Origin of the sequence: Pandoraea fibrosis (assembly GCF_000807775.2) — a bacterium.
Classification (GTDB): domain Bacteria; phylum Pseudomonadota; class Gammaproteobacteria; order Burkholderiales; family Burkholderiaceae; genus Pandoraea; species Pandoraea fibrosis.
This window is the reverse complement of the sequence record NZ_CP047385.1, coordinates 3,565,559-3,582,907: the sequence shown is the minus strand read 5'-3', so window position 1 is coordinate 3,582,907 and position 17,349 is coordinate 3,565,559. Positions and strand designations below refer to the sequence as shown.

General features: G+C 65.0%; 15 protein-coding genes. 7 read left to right on the top strand and 8 right to left on the bottom strand.

The genetic code is table 11. The features are described from left to right. Positions 1-40: 40 nt before the first annotated feature. Complete coding sequence (locus PI93_RS15765) at positions 41-610, bottom strand: PadR family transcriptional regulator (protein WP_039365582.1); 570 nt, start codon at positions 608-610, stop codon at positions 41-43. A 185-nt stretch (positions 611-795) separates the two neighbouring features. On the opposite strand from PI93_RS15765, the gene PI93_RS15760 reads away from it, so the two are divergent. Both PI93_RS15760 and PI93_RS15755 read left to right on the top strand, forming a co-directional pair. Then, on the top strand, positions 796-2,817 hold the full coding sequence (locus tag PI93_RS15760) for an NADPH-dependent 2,4-dienoyl-CoA reductase (RefSeq protein WP_039365584.1): 2,022 nt from the start codon (positions 796-798) through the stop codon (positions 2,815-2,817). Positions 2,818-3,030: 213 nt separating this feature from the next. Next, positions 3,031-4,806 carry a GGDEF domain-containing protein gene (locus PI93_RS15755; RefSeq protein WP_052240343.1) on the top strand — a complete coding sequence of 592 codons (1,776 nt, stop codon included), beginning with the start codon at positions 3,031-3,033 and terminating at the stop codon, positions 4,804-4,806. 7 nt (positions 4,807-4,813) lie between these two features. On the opposite strand, the gene PI93_RS15750 is transcribed toward PI93_RS15755, so the two are convergent. Then, on the bottom strand, positions 4,814-6,289 hold the full coding sequence (locus PI93_RS15750; RefSeq protein WP_236105810.1) for a CoA transferase: 1,476 nt from the start codon (positions 6,287-6,289) through the stop codon (positions 4,814-4,816). A gap of 157 nt (positions 6,290-6,446) precedes the next feature. Between PI93_RS15750 and PI93_RS15745 the strand changes: the two genes are divergently transcribed. Continuing rightward, the gene (locus tag PI93_RS15745; RefSeq protein ID WP_039365586.1) at positions 6,447-7,652 is read left to right on the top strand and encodes a citrate synthase family protein; all 1,206 of its coding nucleotides are present in this window, start codon (positions 6,447-6,449) and stop codon (positions 7,650-7,652) included. 43 nt (positions 7,653-7,695) lie between these two features. Here the strand turns inward: PI93_RS15745 and PI93_RS15740 are convergent, their stop codons facing one another. Beyond that, positions 7,696-9,249 carry a PepSY-associated TM helix domain-containing protein gene (locus tag PI93_RS15740; protein WP_039365588.1) on the bottom strand — a complete coding sequence of 518 codons (1,554 nt, stop codon included), beginning with the start codon at positions 9,247-9,249 and terminating at the stop codon, positions 7,696-7,698. Here PI93_RS15740 and PI93_RS15735 point away from each other — a divergent pair. Further along, entirely contained in the window at positions 9,248-9,403 is a 156-nt protein-coding gene (locus tag PI93_RS15735; RefSeq protein ID WP_158453313.1) for a hypothetical protein, read from the top strand. The two genes, PI93_RS15740 and PI93_RS15735, sit on opposite strands and share 2 nt — an antisense overlap. A gap of 8 nt (positions 9,404-9,411) precedes the next feature. Here PI93_RS15735 and PI93_RS15730 read toward each other — a convergent pair whose 3' ends face one another. Next, a complete protein-coding gene (locus PI93_RS15730) occupies positions 9,412-9,840 on the bottom strand; it encodes a DUF2946 domain-containing protein (protein WP_052240344.1) in 429 nt (142 codons plus the stop codon). Positions 9,841-10,170: 330 nt separating this feature from the next. On the opposite strand from PI93_RS15730, the gene PI93_RS15725 reads away from it, so the two are divergent. Further along, a complete protein-coding gene (locus tag PI93_RS15725) occupies positions 10,171-11,196 on the top strand; it encodes an alpha/beta fold hydrolase (protein WP_039365590.1) in 1,026 nt (341 codons plus the stop codon). A gap of 63 nt (positions 11,197-11,259) precedes the next feature. Here PI93_RS15725 and PI93_RS15720 read toward each other — a convergent pair whose 3' ends face one another. The 3 genes from PI93_RS15720 to PI93_RS15710 are packed head-to-tail and all read right to left on the bottom strand — an operon-like array spanning position 11,260 to position 14,245. Next, positions 11,260-12,240, bottom strand: coding sequence for an ABC transporter substrate-binding protein (locus PI93_RS15720; protein ID WP_039365592.1), 981 nt, complete (start codon positions 12,238-12,240; stop codon positions 11,260-11,262). Beyond that, positions 12,240-12,569 (bottom strand): 4Fe-4S dicluster domain-containing protein, encoded by a 330-nt coding sequence (locus PI93_RS15715; RefSeq protein ID WP_039365594.1) that lies wholly within the window; start codon positions 12,567-12,569, stop codon positions 12,240-12,242. The genes PI93_RS15720 and PI93_RS15715 overlap by 1 nt, the downstream gene beginning before the upstream one ends. After that, positions 12,566-14,245, bottom strand: coding sequence for an FAD-dependent oxidoreductase (locus PI93_RS15710; RefSeq protein WP_039366029.1), 1,680 nt, complete (start codon positions 14,243-14,245; stop codon positions 12,566-12,568). The genes PI93_RS15715 and PI93_RS15710 overlap by 4 nt, the downstream gene beginning before the upstream one ends. A 134-nt stretch (positions 14,246-14,379) precedes the next feature. On the opposite strand from PI93_RS15710, the gene PI93_RS15705 reads away from it, so the two are divergent. Then, the gene (locus tag PI93_RS15705) at positions 14,380-15,198 is read left to right on the top strand and encodes a Crp/Fnr family transcriptional regulator (RefSeq protein WP_052240345.1); all 819 of its coding nucleotides are present in this window, start codon (positions 14,380-14,382) and stop codon (positions 15,196-15,198) included. A gap of 161 nt (positions 15,199-15,359) precedes the next feature. Here the strand turns inward: PI93_RS15705 and PI93_RS15700 are convergent, their stop codons facing one another. Further along, positions 15,360-16,346, bottom strand: coding sequence for a SphA family protein (locus PI93_RS15700; RefSeq protein ID WP_052240399.1), 987 nt, complete (start codon positions 16,344-16,346; stop codon positions 15,360-15,362). Between the two features lie 391 nt (positions 16,347-16,737). Between PI93_RS15700 and PI93_RS15695 the strand changes: the two genes are divergently transcribed. Beyond that, a complete protein-coding gene (locus PI93_RS15695; protein ID WP_144400499.1) occupies positions 16,738-17,343 on the top strand; it encodes a hypothetical protein in 606 nt (201 codons plus the stop codon). Positions 17,344-17,349: the final 6 nt, after the last annotated feature.

The following is a 17,349-nucleotide window of genomic DNA, read 5'->3' as shown; positions in this document are numbered from 1 at the left end:
TTCGGTCCGGGCCAGACCTCAGGCCGGTATATCAGGCGTCTCAGGCCGATGCATCCTCGTCGAGAGCCGCGCCATCCCAGCGTTCCAGCAGGGTCAGGGCATCGCGCGTCCAGTCCAGCCACCCCTGTTCATAGCGCACGCCCAGCAGAAGGATGTGCCGTTGCAGCGACGCCTCCCGCGTGAGGGTTTCGCCTGACGGAAAATCGCGGGCCTCGATGGCGCGATAGGCCGCGAGCTTTTGCGCGTGCAGCGCCGCCCGGCGTCGCAACTCGGGCTGTAGCCCGAGCGGGCCGATGGCGGCGTCGGCGCGCAGCCGGACCATGAGGTCATCGCGAAGATCGGATGGGGCTGTCGGGGTGGCGGCCCAGGCAAGTAACTCGTCCCGGCCGGCGTCGAGCACGCGATACACCCGCTTGCGGGTGCGTCCCCCGTCGGGCGCGGCCATCGAGTCGATCCAGCCAGACGCCTCCATGCGTGCCAATTCGCGATAGATCTGTTGATGTGTGGCGTGCCAGAAGAAGCCGATCGACTTGTCGAATCGGCGGGCGAGATCGTACCCCGAGGAGGATTTCTCCAGCAGCGAGGTCATGAGGGCGTGAGCGAGCGGCATGACGGGCAGTGTAGGGACTCTAATTCCACTATGCAACCCGTTGCATAGTTCGCATCGGGCACATAAAATCGCCGACAACTATGCAACGAGTTGCATAACGTGAAGACACGCAGCGACGTGTTCTATGCTTTGCCGGAACGCCCCCAAAACCCCACGGCCTGCGCCGAACGATGAGAGAGACAACGATGAGCGGCTATCCCCACCTGATGCAGCCCCTGGATCTGGGCTTTACGACGTTGCGCAACCGCGTGCTGATGGGTTCAATGCACGTTGGGCTTGAAGAGGCGCGCAATGGCTTCGCCCGCATGGCGGAGTTTTATGCGGAACGGGCGCGCGGTGGTGTGGCGCTGATGGTGACGGGGGGCATCGCGCCGAACGATGCCGGCCGGCCTTATGCCGGCGGGGCTAAGCTCAGCACCGAGGAAGAGGCGGATAAGCATCGGGTCGTGACGCAGGCCGTGCATGCGGCGGGCGGCAAGATCGCCATGCAGATCCTGCATTTCGGACGCTACGCCTACCATCCCGATCTCGTCGCCCCCAGTGCGTTGCAGGCCCCCATCACGCCGGCCAAGCCACGCGAACTGACCAGTGACGAGGTCGAGGCGACCATCGGCGACTTCGTGAACTGCGCCGCGCTGGCGCAGCGGGCCGGTTATGACGGCGTCGAGATCATGGGTTCCGAGGGCTACCTGATCAACGAATTCATCGCCGCCCGGACCAACCATCGCACCGACGCATGGGGAGGCAGCTACGAGAACCGCATGCGTTTTCCGGTGGAGATCGTACGGCGTGTGCGCGAGCGCGTGGGGCGCGAGTTCATCATCATCTATCGGCTGTCAATGCTCGATCTGGTCGAAGGCGGCTCCACGTTCGACGAAGTGGCCCAACTGGCCCGCGCGATCGAGGCGGCGGGCGCAACCCTCATCAATACCGGCATCGGCTGGCACGAAGCACGCATTCCCACGATTGCCACCAGCGTGCCGCGCGCCGCATTCGCCTGGGTCACCGGCAAACTCAAAGGGCATGTCGGCATTCCGCTCATCACGACGAATCGCATCAATATGCCGGACGTCGCCGAACGCATTCTCGCCAACGGCGAAGCCGACATGGTGTCGATGGCCCGCCCGCTCCTGGCCGACCCCGATTTCGTGAACAAGGCGGCTGCCGGGCGTGCCGACGCCATCAACACCTGTATCGGCTGCAATCAGGCGTGTCTCGATCACACGTTCAGCGGCAAGATCACGTCCTGCCTGGTCAACCCTCGCGCGTGTCACGAGACGGAATTGCGCATCGAAGCGGCAGGACGCGTGCGTCGCGTGGCGGTCGTCGGTGCAGGTCCGGCGGGTCTGGCGGCGGCGACTGTGGCGGCACGCCGTGGACACACCGTCACCCTCATCGAGGCGGATACCGAGATCGGCGGCCAGTTCAACATGGCCAAGCGCATTCCGGGCAAGGAAGAGTTTTTTGAGACCCTGCGGTACTTCCGTCATGAACTCGAAGCCACCGGCGTCGATGTGCAACTGAATCAGCGTGCCACGGTGGCGTCGCTGGTCGAAGGCGGCTACGACGATGTCGTGCTGGCCACCGGCGTGATCCCGCGCACACCGGCCATCGACGGCATCGATCATCCCAAGGTCCTCAGCTACATCGATGTGCTGCGCGGCGGAGCGTCGGTGGGCAAGACCGTGGCCGTGATCGGCGCGGGCGGGATCGGCTTCGATGTGGCCGAATTCCTGACGCAGGCGGGCGAGAGCGCCACGCTCGTTCCCGAGAAGTTTTATGCGGAGTGGGGCATCGATCCGGCATATGCGCACGCGGGTGGTCTGCGCGCGCCTGTGCCCGAGACATCGCCGCGCAAGGTATACCTGATGCAGCGCAAGACCTCCAAGGTCGGCGACGGGCTGGGCAAGACCACCGGCTGGATTCACCGGACTTCGCTCAAGCATCGCGGCGTGGAAATGATTCCCGGCGTGACGTATCGCCGGATCGACGACGACGGCCTGCACGTCACCATCGACGATCAGCCGCACGTGCTGCCGGTCGATAACATCGTCTTGTGTACCGGACAGGAACCGTTGCGGGAACTGGCCGACGGGTTGCAGGCCGCGGGCGTGCGTGTGCATGTGATCGGCGGAGCCGATGTCGCGGCCGAACTCGACGCCAAGCGCGCGATCAAGCAGGGCACGGAACTGGCGATCGACCTGTGAGCATGCGGCGCGTGATGGGCGGGCGAGGCGGTGTGCGACAATGGCGCCGCTTCGGCCCGGACAGCCTGCTCGCGCCGAAGCGAAGCCAAAGCGTGCGTGTCTTGTGCCGGGCACAACGTTTGTCGGAGCGCGCTGCGGCGTGCTGCCATCGCGGCGGCACCCGTTGCGGCTGTTGTGGGAGCCTGTACCGTGTGGCCGACGGTGTCATCGTCAATGAAGCACAAGTTACTCTCGGCCATTTCGCTCAACGGCCGTCTGCGGTTGCAGAACCTCGCCGTCGTCTCCGTCGTTGTCATCCTTTGCACCAGTCTGCTGACCTGGGCCTGGGGAAGTTATCGGCGCGCCGATGACGCGTCTGTGGCGCTCGATGCGCTGCGTGCCACCTTGCTGGCGATGGAGAAGGCGTCTGCCGAACGCGGCCCGGCCAATGCGGTGCTGGGCGCCGATCTTCCCCTGCCGAACGATGCCGTCATGGCGTTACGCGATGCGCGCGAGGCGACCAACGCACGTCTCCAGGAATTGCTTTCCGCGCTCTCAGTCAACGCATGCGATCAATGTGCGGGCGGTTTGCGTGCCGTCGAACGTGCGCGTCTCGATCTGGCTGCCGCGAGTGCCAACGTCGATCTGCTGGTGCAACGCCCGCGCGACATGCGCAGCGACGCGGCCGTGCGCGACGCCGTGGACCGGATGGTCCGTGTGATCGCCGATTTCAGTCCCGTGGCATCGTCGCGTATCGATGTGATTTCGCGAGGTGCACCCGCCGCGCTGCACTACATCATTCTGGCGCGTCTGGCAGCCGATTTACGGGAGTTCGCGGGCCAACTGGGGTCGAACTTCACCGCCCCGCTGACGACCGGCAGGACCCTCACGGAAGCGGACCAGCGCACCATGGAACGCACGCTCGGCCGCATCGACCAACTGCGCGAGATGATCGCCTCGCGCATGATCATGCCGCCGGAGCTTGGCCCTGAAACGCTCAAGGCGCTCAACGCACAGTACTTCGCCGCCGGACTGCACTACGTGGCGACCGTGCGCACGCTGGCAAGCCAACCTCGGCCGACCTCGGTGACGACCGCCGAATTCGCGCGCAACTATGTGCCGACGATGAGGGCGATCACGGACTTTCGCGACACCATGCTGCGGCTGGCAGCACATCAGGTCGACGAGCGCCGCACGAGTGCGCTCAGGTTGCTGATCTTCATCGCATTGACCGAGGTCGCGCTAGTGCTACTGATCTTCTTCGCATTACGCAATTTCCGTCGCAGCGTGGTGCAGCCATTCGAGGAGGCAACGCGCTTCGTCGATGCGCTCGCTCAAGGCGAGCTCAACGCACCGTTGCCCGGCGAAGGATTGCCGATGCGGCGTGCGCAGGTGCGTGCCGTGTTCGATGCGTTGCACGTGCTCAAGCAGAATGCCATCGAGTTGGTGCAATTGCGACGCGAGCGCACGCGTCTGGTCGGCGAGCTGGAGATATGCGCCGACACCGACCCGTTGACACGTCTGATGAACTGGCGGGCATTCGAGCGACAGGCGCGCGTGCTGTGCGCGATGCCCTCGCCGGGACGGGTGGCGCTGATCAAGTTCGACATCGACAACTTTTCCCAGATCAATGCGACGTGGGGGCATGCGGCGGGCGACGAGGTGCTGCGTCGCGTCGGGACTGTTTGCCTGAATACCTGCCAGCCCGGCGACGTGGTGGCGCGACTGGGCGCAGACGCATTCGTGATCCTCGCCCGGGTGCTCGACGCCTCGCGCGCGCGGCAATTCGCGGAACTGCTGCGCGGGCGCATCGAAGCCACGGACTTGACCTTGTCGCAGGGCACCGTATTGCCACTCACGGCGAGCTTCGGTATTGCGATCGGTGATGCCGTGACATTCGACGCGAATGACAAGACGACCGGCGAGCCGCCCGACGTGTCGGCACTCCTGAGTCAGGCGGAACGCCAACTCAACGCCGCGCGGCAGGCGCGGCGTCACGTCATCGAGTAAGCGGGGATCAGGGCCACTGCGGCGTGGCCGTACCCAGCGCCATTGCCGGCAAGGCCCAATCGACGGGGGTGCCCGCAATCGACATCGGCGTTGCCACGCGCCGCACCGGTCCCCACGAGGTGTCTTCGATTCGGGCGGACAGATCGTCAGGCGTTTCGGCCGCGAGCGGCGGCGGGGCGTGCTCAGGCGTGCGATGCGTCGCGAGCAGGCGGGCGGTCCGGGCCAGCGACGCCCGCACGGTGCTTCCCACGTGCTGCGTCTGGCGACGCGCCAGCGCATGAACCGCCGCCGCCGCCATCAGATATCCCGTGGCGTAGTCGATGCCTTGCCCTGGTAGCGGCGTCGGGCGCTGCGCACCGAATGCCCGCATGCCGGCGTCGGCGATCCCGGTACTCATCTGCAGAAGACTGTCGTATCCGCGTCTTGCCTGCCACGGACCTTGCCACCCGTAGGCGTCGAGCGAGATATCGATCAGCATCGGATTGAGTTCGCGGCGCCGCGCCGTGCCGAGGCCGAGATGTTCGAGTGCATCGGGGCGGTAGCCGTGCACAACGATGTCGGCGTCGCGCAGCAGGGCTTCGAGGGTTGCGCGGCCATCGGCCTGTTTCAGATCGAGGCGTGCACAGCGCTTGCCGAGTACGACTTCCGGCACGGTGCCGGGTTCGTCCCAGCCGGGCGGATCGATACGCAGCACTTGTGCGCCGAACCCGGCCAGAAAACGTGTTGCCGTCGGTCCCGCGAGAATGCGCGTGAGATCGAGCACGCGAATGCCGTTCAGGGGGCGTTCGCGCATCGGTTTCCACTCGGCGACGTCGCGCCGCGCGCCAGCCGCCGATCCCACCTCGAACGTCTCCCAATGCAACAGAGGTTCGCGGGCCACGGCTTCGCCCTGCGGATGGGCGTCCCATTGGGCGAGCGTGCGCATGGCGGCGGCACATCCTCCATTCGCCACGACGGCCGTTTCCAGCGCATCCGCCTGCCAGTTGGCGACAACACGTGCGATGGCGTCGCGATCGGCTTGCACATCAAGCACGGTAAGCGCGGCGGCGCGATGAGACGGCGAATTCGTATGCAAGCGAATCCAGCCGTCGGCCGTTCGGTAGTCACCCGCCAACGGGTCCCACATCGGTGGCAACGCCCATCCCTGAGGGCGCAACGACGAGAGAAACCAGAACGACGCGAGCCGCCGGTCGACATTCACCGCGGGGATCGCGGCATGATCCTCAAGCCCGTAGTCGCCGGCCGCGCCGGTCGTGAGTCCGGCAACGGCGAGCGTTGCGCTGGCAATCGCTGCCGTGGCGAAGTCGGTAAAGGGAAAGGCGCACGCTAACGCGCCATGGCCGCTGACCGTCAGGTTGGCGGGGGCGGTCTGGCGCCTGGCGTCCTGCCCGGTGATCGCCAGACGCATATCGTGCCAATAGGGGGCGACAAAATCGGGAGCCTCGGCGAGCGGCACGACTTGCCCGGGAACGGAGGAATGCATAAGAAATCCTTAGACGATTCGATACGGTGCATCGCAATGCGTCGCGATGCGAGACTGCCGGCGCATTGAAGCTTATGCTGATGGATTTTATTGTCAATATTGATTAACTTAATCAAGTTGTTGAGCCATATCTCCTTGGCCATTGGCACGGAATACGATGGATTACTTCACTGCCGCGCAGGCTGCCGAGCACCTCGGCGTGTCGCTGCAAACCCTTTATGCCTATGTGAGCCGTGGGTTGCTGCGTGCGGAGCCCGGCAAAACACATCGCGAGCGTCGTTATCGGGTGGCGGACGTGGAACGACTGGCCGTTCAGCGCACGCGAGGGCGCAAGCCGAAAGAGGTGGCAAAGGCTGCCCTGGATTGGGGGATGCCGGTGATGGAGTCTTCGATTACGTTGATCGAAGACGGCCGTTGCTACTACCGCGGACGCGATGCGCTCACGATGGCCGAGACTGCCTCGGTCGAGGCGACGGCGGCGTGGCTGTGGCAATGCGATGAGGCGTCGGCGTTCGCGACGCTCGACGGGCGCAGTCATGCACTGGCCGATTGGCCGGTGCTGTTGCTCGAACGCTACCGCGGCCGACGCGCGGAAGAGGCTTTGTTGCCCACGTTCACTGTGGCGAGCGACGACGCATCCACCGCGATCTGGCAACGCGATCCGGTGCGAGTGGCGCAGGGAAGTGCGGCCCTGCTACGGTTGATGACCGCCTGTTTGCTGGGAACGTCGCCCAGCGACGCGCCGATCCACGATCAATGTGCGCAAGCCTGGGGCGTGCGAGGCGCCGATGGTGCCGATCTGATTCGCATGGCACTCGTGCTATGTGCCGATCACGAGTTGAATGCATCGAGTTTTACGGCACGGTGCGTTGCGTCGACAGGTGCGAGTCTGCGCGCCGCGGTCATCGCCGGACTCTCCGCCTTGACCGGCGGCCGTCACGGTGGCACCACGGCCCGCAATGAGGCGATGTGGGACGAAGTCGGTGAAACGGACATCGCGGCGCACATGCGAGAGCGACTGGCGCGCGGCGAGAAGCTGCCTGGGTTCGGGCATCACCTGTATCCGGCGGGAGATGTGCGTGCAAGCGCGATGCTTGCGCGGGTGTTGCCCGCGCATCCGGCGTGGCAGACGATGATCGACGCTGCCGATGCCCTCGTCGGACAACGGCCATCACTCGATTTCGCACTCGTGGCGGTGCGGCGTCACCTCAATTTGCCAGTGGGTGCGGCATTCGGTCTGTTTGCGCTGGGCCGCACCATCGGCTGGATCGCGCACGCGATGGAGCAGCGCGACAGCACGCAGTTGATTCGCCCCCGCGCAGCGTATGTCGGCGTGCAGCCGACGGCATTCCCGCCGGCGTGACCCGCCCGATCCTCGCCCGATCCTCGCCCGATACGCGACATCGTTATCCGCGCGCGCGTTGTCCGAAAACGAGGCGGTCGCCCGCCCAGACGAGTGCCATCGTCGCACCCATCAGCGGGAAGAAGCAGCCAAGCGCGAACATGCCGATCGTCCAGCCGCGCATCGGCGGTCGAGCTTGCGGTCGGGTCGGGGCGCCGAGCGAACGTGCAGGACGACGCATCCACCACATGACGGCACCGGTCGTGGCCATCGCGAATAGTCCCATCGAAATCAGCGCACACAGCCACTGATTGGCGACACCGAAGTACTTGCCCATATGCAACGAGGTGCCGTATGAAATCGCCTGCGCAACCACGCCGTAAGCGCTGTAGTCGATGTCGCGCAAGACCTTGCCGCTGTACTGGTCGATGTGCAATGTCCGTTCGTCGCGCGGATCTGCCGGGAAGTATGAGACCGTGTAGACGCCGTCCGGCCGCGACGGCACGACAAGGCTGTAGCCGCTCTCGACGCCATGCTTCGCGGCAATGGCGATGACGTCGTCGACCGGCAGAGCCCCACCGGCGCGCAGGCTGGCAGGAGACATGCCCGTGCTACCCATGCCTTCGTGTCCTTCATGCCCCTCGTGCTCGCTGTGTTCGCCGGCACCGCCATGCGTCGTGCCGGGCATCGACGTCATGCTTTCCATCCCCGCCATGCCTGACATTCCATGCGAGGCGTGCGCGTTCGATGCCGGCGGGGTCGAGACGGGCACCGTCGTATTTCCGACGGCCCAGGGAATCTGCGCGATGGGCAGGTCGTCCATCTTCATGGGCCTGGCCGGAATTTGCGAGCGCACGGGGGCTTCCCCCCAAACCCCGGCGGGCGATCCCATGCCGGCTTTCGTCGCCAGCGCCTTGAACTGTGTGCCCCACAAACCGGACCACGGCAATCCCGTCAGTACGAAGGCCAGCCCGCCGGCGGCCAGCCAGAGGCCTGCCACGCCGTGCAGATTGCGCAGCAGTGGGCGCCCGCGCAATTGCAGACGCGGGCGCCAAGCCGCCGCCCACGTGGCGCCGGCACGTGGCCACCACAAGGCGAGCCCCGTCGCGAGCATCACGAGTGTCCAGCAACCGGCCAGCTCCATGAGCCATTCGCCCGGTTTGCCCAGCATGAGCGAGCGGTGCAGGGCGCGGGCTTGCTTCATCAGGCGATGCTCGACACTCAGGGTGCCAAGCACTGTGCCTGTGTATGGATTCACGTAGACGCTTTCGCGCTCGCCATCGGGCAGACGGAAGATGAATTCGGCGCTGCGCCCGGGGTCACGATTGACTTCGACGGAACTGATCTGCGACCCGGCGGGCAGCGACGCCGCGGCGCGTTCCATCAAGGCCTGATCGCTCAGCCGGGGCGACGTCGACGCGGCGACGACCATCCGGTCGTGATACAGCCACGGTTCGATTTGCGGCTGGAAGACGTAGAGCGTGCCGGTGATCGCGAGCACCATGAGCCACGGCATGACGAAAAGCCCGGCGTAGAAGTGCCAGCGCCAGAGGGTTCGATACTGCCCGGCGGTGGTGGCAGGTTGCGCGTCGCGCGTTTGCGAATAAGGGATCTGCATGGAACAACAATTCCGTCTCGTGTTGCCGCTGGGATGCAAGGCATTGCAGCCATCGCAGCGACAGCGCGTGAATGCCGTCATGGTGAACCGTGGGGGGCATCAGGCGCGAGTGATGGACGACGCGCTCACCGGCAACGGCGAGGCATCGGACTGAACGCGAGATCAGGAAACGGCAGGTGGCGCGCGCGCGGGCGGCGTGAAGGCGAGGGCGGTATTGGTGGGGCGGGTCTCGATGCCCGGCCCCGCACGGGCAATCCACGCGAACGACACTGCACCGGCGAGCGCGGGCATGACGAGCGGCGGATGATTGGCAAGCAGCGAACAGTAGCCGCAGACGTCGCCCTGACTGTCATGTGCGGCATGGGACATGGACGCGCCGTGCCTATCGCGGGCGTCGTGGGTCGAGGCCGAGGCGGCGAGCGCGGTCGCAGACGTCAGTCCGTCGACGGTGCAGAAGGCCACGTCCAGCACGCGCGCTTGTTCCGCGCGATGTGCAGCGATTACCTGGCTGACAGCCGGCATGCAAATCGCGAGCCACATGGCGGCGAGGCCGAGCCATGCGAATAAGCGTTTGCGTGCGGTGAAAGACATGTGTCGGGGGCGAGAGTCGTGCGAGGCAAGCCGGAATGCTATCACGCGGCCCGGTCGTGCAGATCACGGATTTCAGATAACCAAACCCGCCGGGATACATAAGGCGCAGGGGCCGGAGCGGCCGGTGCGGCCAACCGCACGCACTGGCCGAGACAGGATTTTTGAATCCGTATGTGTCATTTATCAGGGCGGATACATTCGGACATAAACGGCAGCGAGCACGCAGATATAACGCTGGGTAAGCGTCCGGTCGGCACTGAATTGGCCTCGGGCGTGCAGGTACAACGTCCCGGCACCTGCGCCGGAACATCACTCAGAGAGGACTCAGTCATGTCGGAACCGGTCAATCTTCGTCGCCGTCGCCTGCTTGGTACTACACTCGCGGGCGCTACCCTTATCGAACTCGGGCTGTCGCAACTGGCGCATGCCGCCTCGCCATCGTCCGTGGGCGGGCACACGTCGTTCGAAGCCCTTCGTCAGATCGAGGCCGGCGACCTGAATGTCGGGTACGCCGAAGCTGGCCCGAAAGACGGAGAGGTGGTCATTCTGTTGCACGGCTGGCCTTACGACATCTACAGCTATGTCGACGTGGCGCCGCAACTGGCGGCGGCGGGTTATCGGGTCATCGTGCCCTATCTGCGCGGTTACGGTACGACCCGCTTGCTTTCGGCCGCGACGCCGCGCAACGGTCAACAGGCCGTGGTGGCGGCCGACATCATCGCGCTGATGGACGCGCTGAAGATCGATCAGGCGATTCTCGGCGGCTACGATTGGGGGGCACGCACGGCGAATATTCTCGCGGCAATCTGGCCGGAGCGCGTGAAGGCGCTGGTCAGCGTGAGCGGCTATCTCATCGGCAGTCAGGAGGCGAATCGTCAGCCGCTGCCGCCGCAGGCCGAGTTGCAGTGGTGGTATCAGTTCTACTTTGCGACGGAGCGCGGGGCGAAAGGCTATGCCGCCAACACCGACGCCTTCAACAAGCTCATCTGGCAACTTGCCTCGCCGCAGTGGCATTTCGACGACGCGACTTACGCGCGCTCGGCCGGGGCGTTCCACAACCCCGATCACGTGGCCATCGTGATTCACAATTACCGCTGGCGTCTGGGGCTGGCGCAAGGCGAGTCGCGCTTCGATGCGCTGGAGCAACGTCTGGCGAGCGCGCCAGCGATCTCCGTGCCGACCATCACGATGGAAGGCGACGCGAACGGTGCACCTCATCCCGCACCGGCCGCTTACGCGAAGAAGTTCATCGGGAAGTATCTGCATCGCGATATCGGTGGCGGCATCGGGCACAACTTGCCGCAGGAGGCGCCGAAGGCGTTTGCCGATGCCATTCTCGAAGTCGTGACGCTCTGACGCTGCCGGGGCGCCGTGCGCGGCCACTTGCCCACCGGCATCGGGAGGGCGAGTGGCCCCGGCCTACGTTTGCCACTGCTGCACGGCAAAGTCGTTGCGAATGAGGCGTCCGTTCAGCAGGAAGCGCTTCACGCCGTCGAGCAGTTGAATGCCCGACGGCGGCAGCGCCTCGGCCGGATAGTTCGAGATCGGATGGGCGATCTTGATGGCGTCGAGCGTCACACCGCTCGTGCGTTGGTGAAAGTCGAAGTACGCCACCGGGTCGCGGTCGATGTCCGCCAACGCGGCCCGGCGTGCCCGGTTCCATGCGGCCGGCAAGTCCGGGGCCCGAGCCAGCACATCCGCCGACGCCACGATGACCGACGAGCCGAGGAGTTCGGGGTGTTGCGTCGCTCGATCGATGACGGGATAGCCCAATGCCGCCAGCGTTGGCGCGAGATCCGATTGCGCGGCATAAGCGCCGACGGCGCCATGTTCGAGCGCGGCGCCCGCGTCGCGCCCGAGCATATGGACGACCCTCGTGCGTCCCGTGAGGCCCGCGCCGTCGAGCACACCGAGCAGGTAGCGATGGATGTACGAGCCGAGCGGCACGCCCACGGTCTTGCCGTCGAGTTCCTTCACGCTGCGAACACCGCCGCGTGGCGTCAGCAACCAGGCAGCCAGACCGATTTCTTCAAAGCCGATCAGACGGCCCTTGAGTCCTTGCGAACGCGCCACGACCGCCGGGGTGTCGCCATAAATGCCGACGTCCAATGTTCCCGAGAAGAAGGCTTCGTTCAGGTCGGGGCCGTTCAGGAACATGTCGAAGCGAACGTCCTTGAACCCGAGCGGCGCCAGTTCGCGCAACAGATAGCCGCGTGAGAGCGCATAACCGGTCGGGGCGGCCGGTGCCCGCGCCGGGCCGATCACGCCAAAGCGCAACGTCTTGCCATTGCCGCTCGCGGCACGCACGCCGCTGCCCGCGAGCCACAGACCGCCGGCGGCGGCCCTCTTGAGCAATGCGCGGCGGGTGGAGGAAACCTCGAATCGTGTGTCTTTCGTCATCAATGGGCCTTCGTCAATAAAACATAACTGGCATCGAGTGCGGCGGTGGAGCGGCGCCCGGGGCCCCAGCCCACGGCGTCGCGATAGCTGCCCCACATGGCATCGCGCAAGATTTGCGCGTCATCCGCAGTCGCGGGTCTGTCGGCCTGCGGGGCGACAAACAGGGCGTCCTCCGGGCAATAGAGTTCGCACATGAAGCAGGTCTGGCAGTCGTCCTGCCGGGCAATACGTGGCGCACCGCCGTCCACCGCTTCGAACACGTTGGTTGGGCACGCCCTCACACAGATGTTGCAACCCGTGCAGCGAGCATCGTTCACGATCTCGATCATGCGAGGGCTCCGGTCACTGCGAGGTTGGCGGCTGCCGGCACGCGCTCGGGAGCGGCGTGCGGCACACGTGCGGCGACCGGATGGCGACGCACCCAGATGTCATCGAGCCCGCCGCTGAGCAGCCGGTGATGCTGCGAGTCGTCGGTCGTGGTGTACTCGACCCGGCGATGCATGCCGCGCGTTTCCGTGCGGGCCTGTGCGCTGCGATACATCCAGCGGGCCGTGGCGAGCATCGCCGCCGCTTCGCGTGCACGTACTGCCTCCTGCGCGTTCCGTGTGGGGGCGCTCGCGCGCAGTTGTCCCCATAGGGCGTCGAGACGGCCGAGCGAATCTGCCAGCAGATCCGCACTGCGCCACCAGTTGCGCTCGTAAGGAAACACCTCGTCCTGAACGGCGCGAACGATCTGTGCGCTGTCGATACCGTCGTGGGTCGCAGCCTCCTGCAACGCCACGCCTCCCGTGTGATATCGCGCCGCCGATGCCGCGCGCCGATTGGCGCGCGCGAACGTGGCGGCACCGGCGCCTGCCCAGAATCCCGTCGACATTGCCCACGCGGCGTTGTGGCTGCCACCGCCGGTAAAGCCGCCGCAAATCAATTCGCGCGTGGCGGCGTCGCCTGCCGCATAGAGGCCGTGCACCGATGTCGCGCAGTCGCGCCCAGTCACGTTTAGCCCGCCCGTACCGCGCACGGTCCCTTCCAGGCGCAAGGTGACGGGGAAGTGCTGCGTGAAGGGGTCGATGCCAAGCCGGTCGAATGGCAGGAAGAAGTTCGGCTGCGCCGTGCGCATCCAGGCGCGGATCTGGTCGTCTGCCAGATCGAGGCAGCCGAAAACCTTGCGCGATGCCAGTTCACGCGCGATCACGCCGCGTCCGCGAGCCGATCCGGCGCCCTCGATCTTCTGGCCGTCTTCGTCGTAAAAGGTGGCCCATTTGTAGAACATCGACTTGGTCACGGACGCGAATGCCGGCCCGAGTCCGTAAGCGTTCGAGAACTCCATGCCGGACAATTCCGCACCGACCTCGGCGGCCATGAGTTGCCCGTCGCCCGTGAGCACGTTGCAGCCGAGTGCGCGGCTGAGGAAGGCGCAGCCGCCCGTGGCGATCACCACGGCGTTCGCACGCACCTGCCAAGTCTCGCCCGTCTGACGATTCACCCCGGCCGCGCCTGCCACCGCACCGTCACCATCGACGAGCAGTTCGAGCGCCGGACTGTGATCGAGAATGCGCGCGCCGCTTTCCTTGACGCGCTTGCGCATCAGGCGCATGTACTCCGGCCCCTGAACCGAGGTGCGCTGCGATTGCCCGAACTCGTCGACCGGGAACGGATAGCCCCAATCGGCCAATTGTTGAACGTTGTCCCATGTCTGCGCCAGCACGCGGTCCATCCATTCGTGTTCGGCCAGACGGCCACCCATCTCGAAACGGCTTGCCTTGGCGCGTTCGCGCGTGTCGCCGTCGTCCGGCACGTACCAGACGGCCGTGCCCGAGGGCGCGGTCGCCCCCGAAGTGCCGCAGTACCCCTTGTCGGCCAATACCACCTTGGCGCCGTTGGCCGCCGCGCTGATCGCCGCCCACGTTCCGGCGGGGCCACCGCCGATCACGAGCACGTCCACATCGTGGCGCTTGCCGGCGAAGGCATCGGTGACTTTGCGTCGCTGTGCATTTGTCTGTGTCATTTCCATACGCTCCCGAGTTGAATTTCGATATGCCGATTCATCACTTGGCCAATGGGTGAAACGCGGTACCGTGACCGCTCGCTCCATGTTCAACCACGCCCATCCCCACACCTCCCAAGACATCCCACGGCGTCATGCAGTCACCTTCCGTACTTCCTGTCGGCTACGCGAATGCCGGCCAAGACATTGCCGTTCAGGCCGCCTCGCATTTGCCCCTGCGCTCGAACGGGCGCGACCTCACCGCGCAGCAGCGCGAAGTCATCTGGACGGCGTTTCGCAACAATGCGGGCTTGCGCACGTGGTCCGACGACGTACTCAACACGCTGATCCAGGCCGGCCATTTGCAGACCTATTCGGACGGAGCGCTTATCTACGCGGCCGGAGCGCCTTGTCCGGACATCCACGTGATCCTCTCCGGCGTGCTCGAGTGGCAGTGGACGAGTCCGGACGGTGGCCGTGCCGTCGAAGACTTCATTCCGCCCGGCGAGGTCGCGAACTTCATCGCGGTGCTCACGGGGGAGACGTCCGTCCACCACCAGCGGGCCCGAGGGCTCACCCGGCTGTTCCATATTCCCGCGCAGGCACTGCACGACCAACTGGTGCGCGACCCGACGCTGACAGCGTCGCTTCTGCGCCTGATCGCCGGCCGGGCGCGCGGGTTGCACGACCGGCTCGGGCGGCACAGCCTCATGCCGTTTCGCGCGCGTCTCGCCTATCAGTTGCTGGCGCTGGCCAGACGCTATGGCGTGCCCGACGGCGACGGCGTGACCCTGAGCCTGCGGCTGTCGCAAGAGGACCTCGCGGCGCTACTCATGGCGTCTCGGCAGTACCTCAACCGGGAATTCCGGTGGTTCCTCGACCGGCAATGGGTGCGCGTGCGCTATGGCCGCGTGTCTTTACTGAACATGGAGGCGTTGCGGGAGATCAGCGAGGGCAAAGAAGTGTGGCCCTGACAGACTCGACAGGGCCATTGTGGAAGTGAGGCGCAGGTGCGATCTGTCACCAATCGGACAGTGTTTCGCGAGTTTTCTTCTACCTAAAGCGCGGCAACGACTAATACGTCCGTCAGACAGACGGCGCGGCGAAGCGTGTCGGTCTGTTCGGAGACTGGCAACTAGAAGACCAATGTGGCTGTTGCCATGAACGTCGCAGTACTTTTCAGACGGTTGGTACTCGCGATAGTCGGCACCCAGCGAGCGGAGAACGACAAGGGATGTTTGCCGTCGAGTTTCGTGTCATACGTGACGATTGGCCCCATCGCGAAGTCGTGCCCGCGAAAGCCGTTCAGGCGATCTGCGGTCGGGCCGCTATCGCTGCCCAACTGTTGCGTTGTACCTAGAACCAGCCCGACGCCCAGGCCGTTCGAGAATTTCTTCAGCCCCATCACGTCGAGCGTGAAGAGCGGCGCGTTCTGGTAGTCGGTGGCCGTGTTGCGCGTGTAGAACTGCAAACCGGCGATGACGTCGAATTCGAGGTCGTAGGCCGGCACGAACTTGGTGTAGGCGACCTGCGGGATGAAGGTCCAGTTATTCAGACTGGGGTTGGCGAGGGCGTTCGGATCGTATCGGCCGGTCGGTGCCCAGACCGCAACGGAGAACGCGATGTGGTCGGTCTTCGAGAAGTGATAGCCCGCGATGATCGGCGTGAACGTGATGTCGAACAGGTTCGATGCGTTCTGCGACGTGCTTGCGGTGCGTCCGCCCGCACTGAGCGACGCCGTCGTCTTGGTCCAAAGGTATGGCAGTGTGAAGCTCGACGCGAAGTTCCAAGCGCCGGCGCCTGTGTCCCATGTCTTCAGAAAGGTCGCGAGCGTGAACGACAGTTCACCCTCCAGACCCAGCGACGTTTTGCCCGCAATCGGCACCTGACGGCTTGAGCCGATGTTCCCGTCGAAATAGATTTCCGACAAATTCACGGCCCACATCGGGGTTGGCGAGACGACGCCTGCATCCGGCTGGACACCCGTGCCGCTGACCGGGCGGCCAAGCGCGCCTTCCGTCGCATCGGCATGCGGCGAAACCAGCGCCAGTGCGGCGAGCGCAACGCTCGACGCCAGCGCTAGCGCCGGTCGCCGTCGCGAACGTCGTGCAGGCGGATTCATGGTCGAGGTGGCAGACGTGGGGTGCAACTGGGGCATGGTGGTGACCTTAAGCGACATTCGGGTTTCGCCGAGCGACCAGGGCACGCCATCACACGGCTACCGCCCGGGAGTTGGCTTAAAGACTATTATTTAATTTGCACAAACTCAATTGATATTTTGAATGACTAATGAAATAAATCTTTGACGATATGCGTCTTATTAATTAATGTTCATGCTGAATCATTGTGACGAGATAGGCGCTGAGTTATTAATAAATAATTTAAATTATCGTCATTATGATAAATGCCATTATTGAATCTGAAAGACATATCGGCGACGCGGTGCTCGGTCGGGAGCCAGTGGCGTGCCCACGCCGTTTCAGCCGTCTCCCTCCCAATTGATGAGGCGCCCGATGCCAAGAACTCCACCCAGCTTCGACGACGTCACACTTGGTCTGCTGCATGCAGCGGCCCGGCAGGCCGATAGGGAGCATCGGGACTCCAACACTGCGTTTCTTGATCAGTTCATTCGGGACGTGAGGGGGACGACGCATCGGTTGCACAGTGCTCAGACATACCTGCGTGTGCTGGCGGGCGCGGGTATCGAACGTCTGCCGAGTGCGGGCACGGTCCAGCGCGCCATTTCGAGAGCGCGCGCGGTGTCTACGACCCCGACTGCGGTGACCGGCCCGGCCATGCGAGCCGCCGAGCAGCACACACTGGCCCAGCACGTCGCTCGCGTGATGGCATTGCTCAGTCCGGACGGCATGGGTTTTTCGTCCCCGGATTACACCGGGGACCATCCGTTCGATGCGGTTGACGCTTACCGCCGATTGCAGCGTCTCGAAATCGAGAATCATGCCTTGCGCGTGCACGCTGAGGAGTTGACCGCCATGTTGATGGCGGCACGCGTGGCGCTGGCCGAGGCGCTCGGTCACCACGGGGTGCGCACGGGGACGGTGCGCGCCGCGCACGGGCGCGGGGGCAGTCCGATCGGCGAGTCCCACGAGGACGATTGACGCCGG

What these genes read in the sequence shown, in the direction of transcription:
- PI93_RS15720 (WP_039365592.1), bottom strand. Translation starts at nt 12,240, where the DNA reads ATGACGAAAGACACACGATTCGAGGTTTCCTCCACCCGCCGCGCATTG.
- PI93_RS15760 (WP_039365584.1), top strand. Translation starts at nt 796, where the DNA reads ATGAGCGGCTATCCCCACCTGATGCAGCCCCTGGATCTGGGCTTTACG.
- PI93_RS15730 (WP_052240344.1), bottom strand. Translation starts at nt 9,840, where the DNA reads ATGTCTTTCACCGCACGCAAACGCTTATTCGCATGGCTCGGCCTCGCC.
- PI93_RS15740 (WP_039365588.1), bottom strand. Translation starts at nt 9,249, where the DNA reads ATGCAGATCCCTTATTCGCAAACGCGCGACGCGCAACCTGCCACCACC.
- PI93_RS15700 (WP_052240399.1), bottom strand. Translation starts at nt 16,346, where the DNA reads ATGAATCCGCCTGCACGACGTTCGCGACGGCGACCGGCGCTAGCGCTG.
- PI93_RS15735 (WP_158453313.1), top strand. Translation starts at nt 9,248, where the DNA reads ATGGAACAACAATTCCGTCTCGTGTTGCCGCTGGGATGCAAGGCATTG.
- PI93_RS15710 (WP_039366029.1), bottom strand. Translation starts at nt 14,245, where the DNA reads ATGACACAGACAAATGCACAGCGACGCAAAGTCACCGATGCCTTCGCC.
- PI93_RS15695 (WP_144400499.1), top strand. Translation starts at nt 16,738, where the DNA reads ATGCCAAGAACTCCACCCAGCTTCGACGACGTCACACTTGGTCTGCTG.
- PI93_RS15705 (WP_052240345.1), top strand. Translation starts at nt 14,380, where the DNA reads ATGCAGTCACCTTCCGTACTTCCTGTCGGCTACGCGAATGCCGGCCAA.
- PI93_RS15750 (WP_236105810.1), bottom strand. Translation starts at nt 6,289, where the DNA reads ATGCATTCCTCCGTTCCCGGGCAAGTCGTGCCGCTCGCCGAGGCTCCC.
- PI93_RS15715 (WP_039365594.1), bottom strand. Translation starts at nt 12,569, where the DNA reads ATGATCGAGATCGTGAACGATGCTCGCTGCACGGGTTGCAACATCTGT.
- PI93_RS15755 (WP_052240343.1), top strand. Translation starts at nt 3,031, where the DNA reads ATGAAGCACAAGTTACTCTCGGCCATTTCGCTCAACGGCCGTCTGCGG.
- PI93_RS15745 (WP_039365586.1), top strand. Translation starts at nt 6,447, where the DNA reads ATGGATTACTTCACTGCCGCGCAGGCTGCCGAGCACCTCGGCGTGTCG.
- PI93_RS15725 (WP_039365590.1), top strand. Translation starts at nt 10,171, where the DNA reads ATGTCGGAACCGGTCAATCTTCGTCGCCGTCGCCTGCTTGGTACTACA.
- PI93_RS15765 (WP_039365582.1), bottom strand. Translation starts at nt 610, where the DNA reads ATGCCGCTCGCTCACGCCCTCATGACCTCGCTGCTGGAGAAATCCTCC.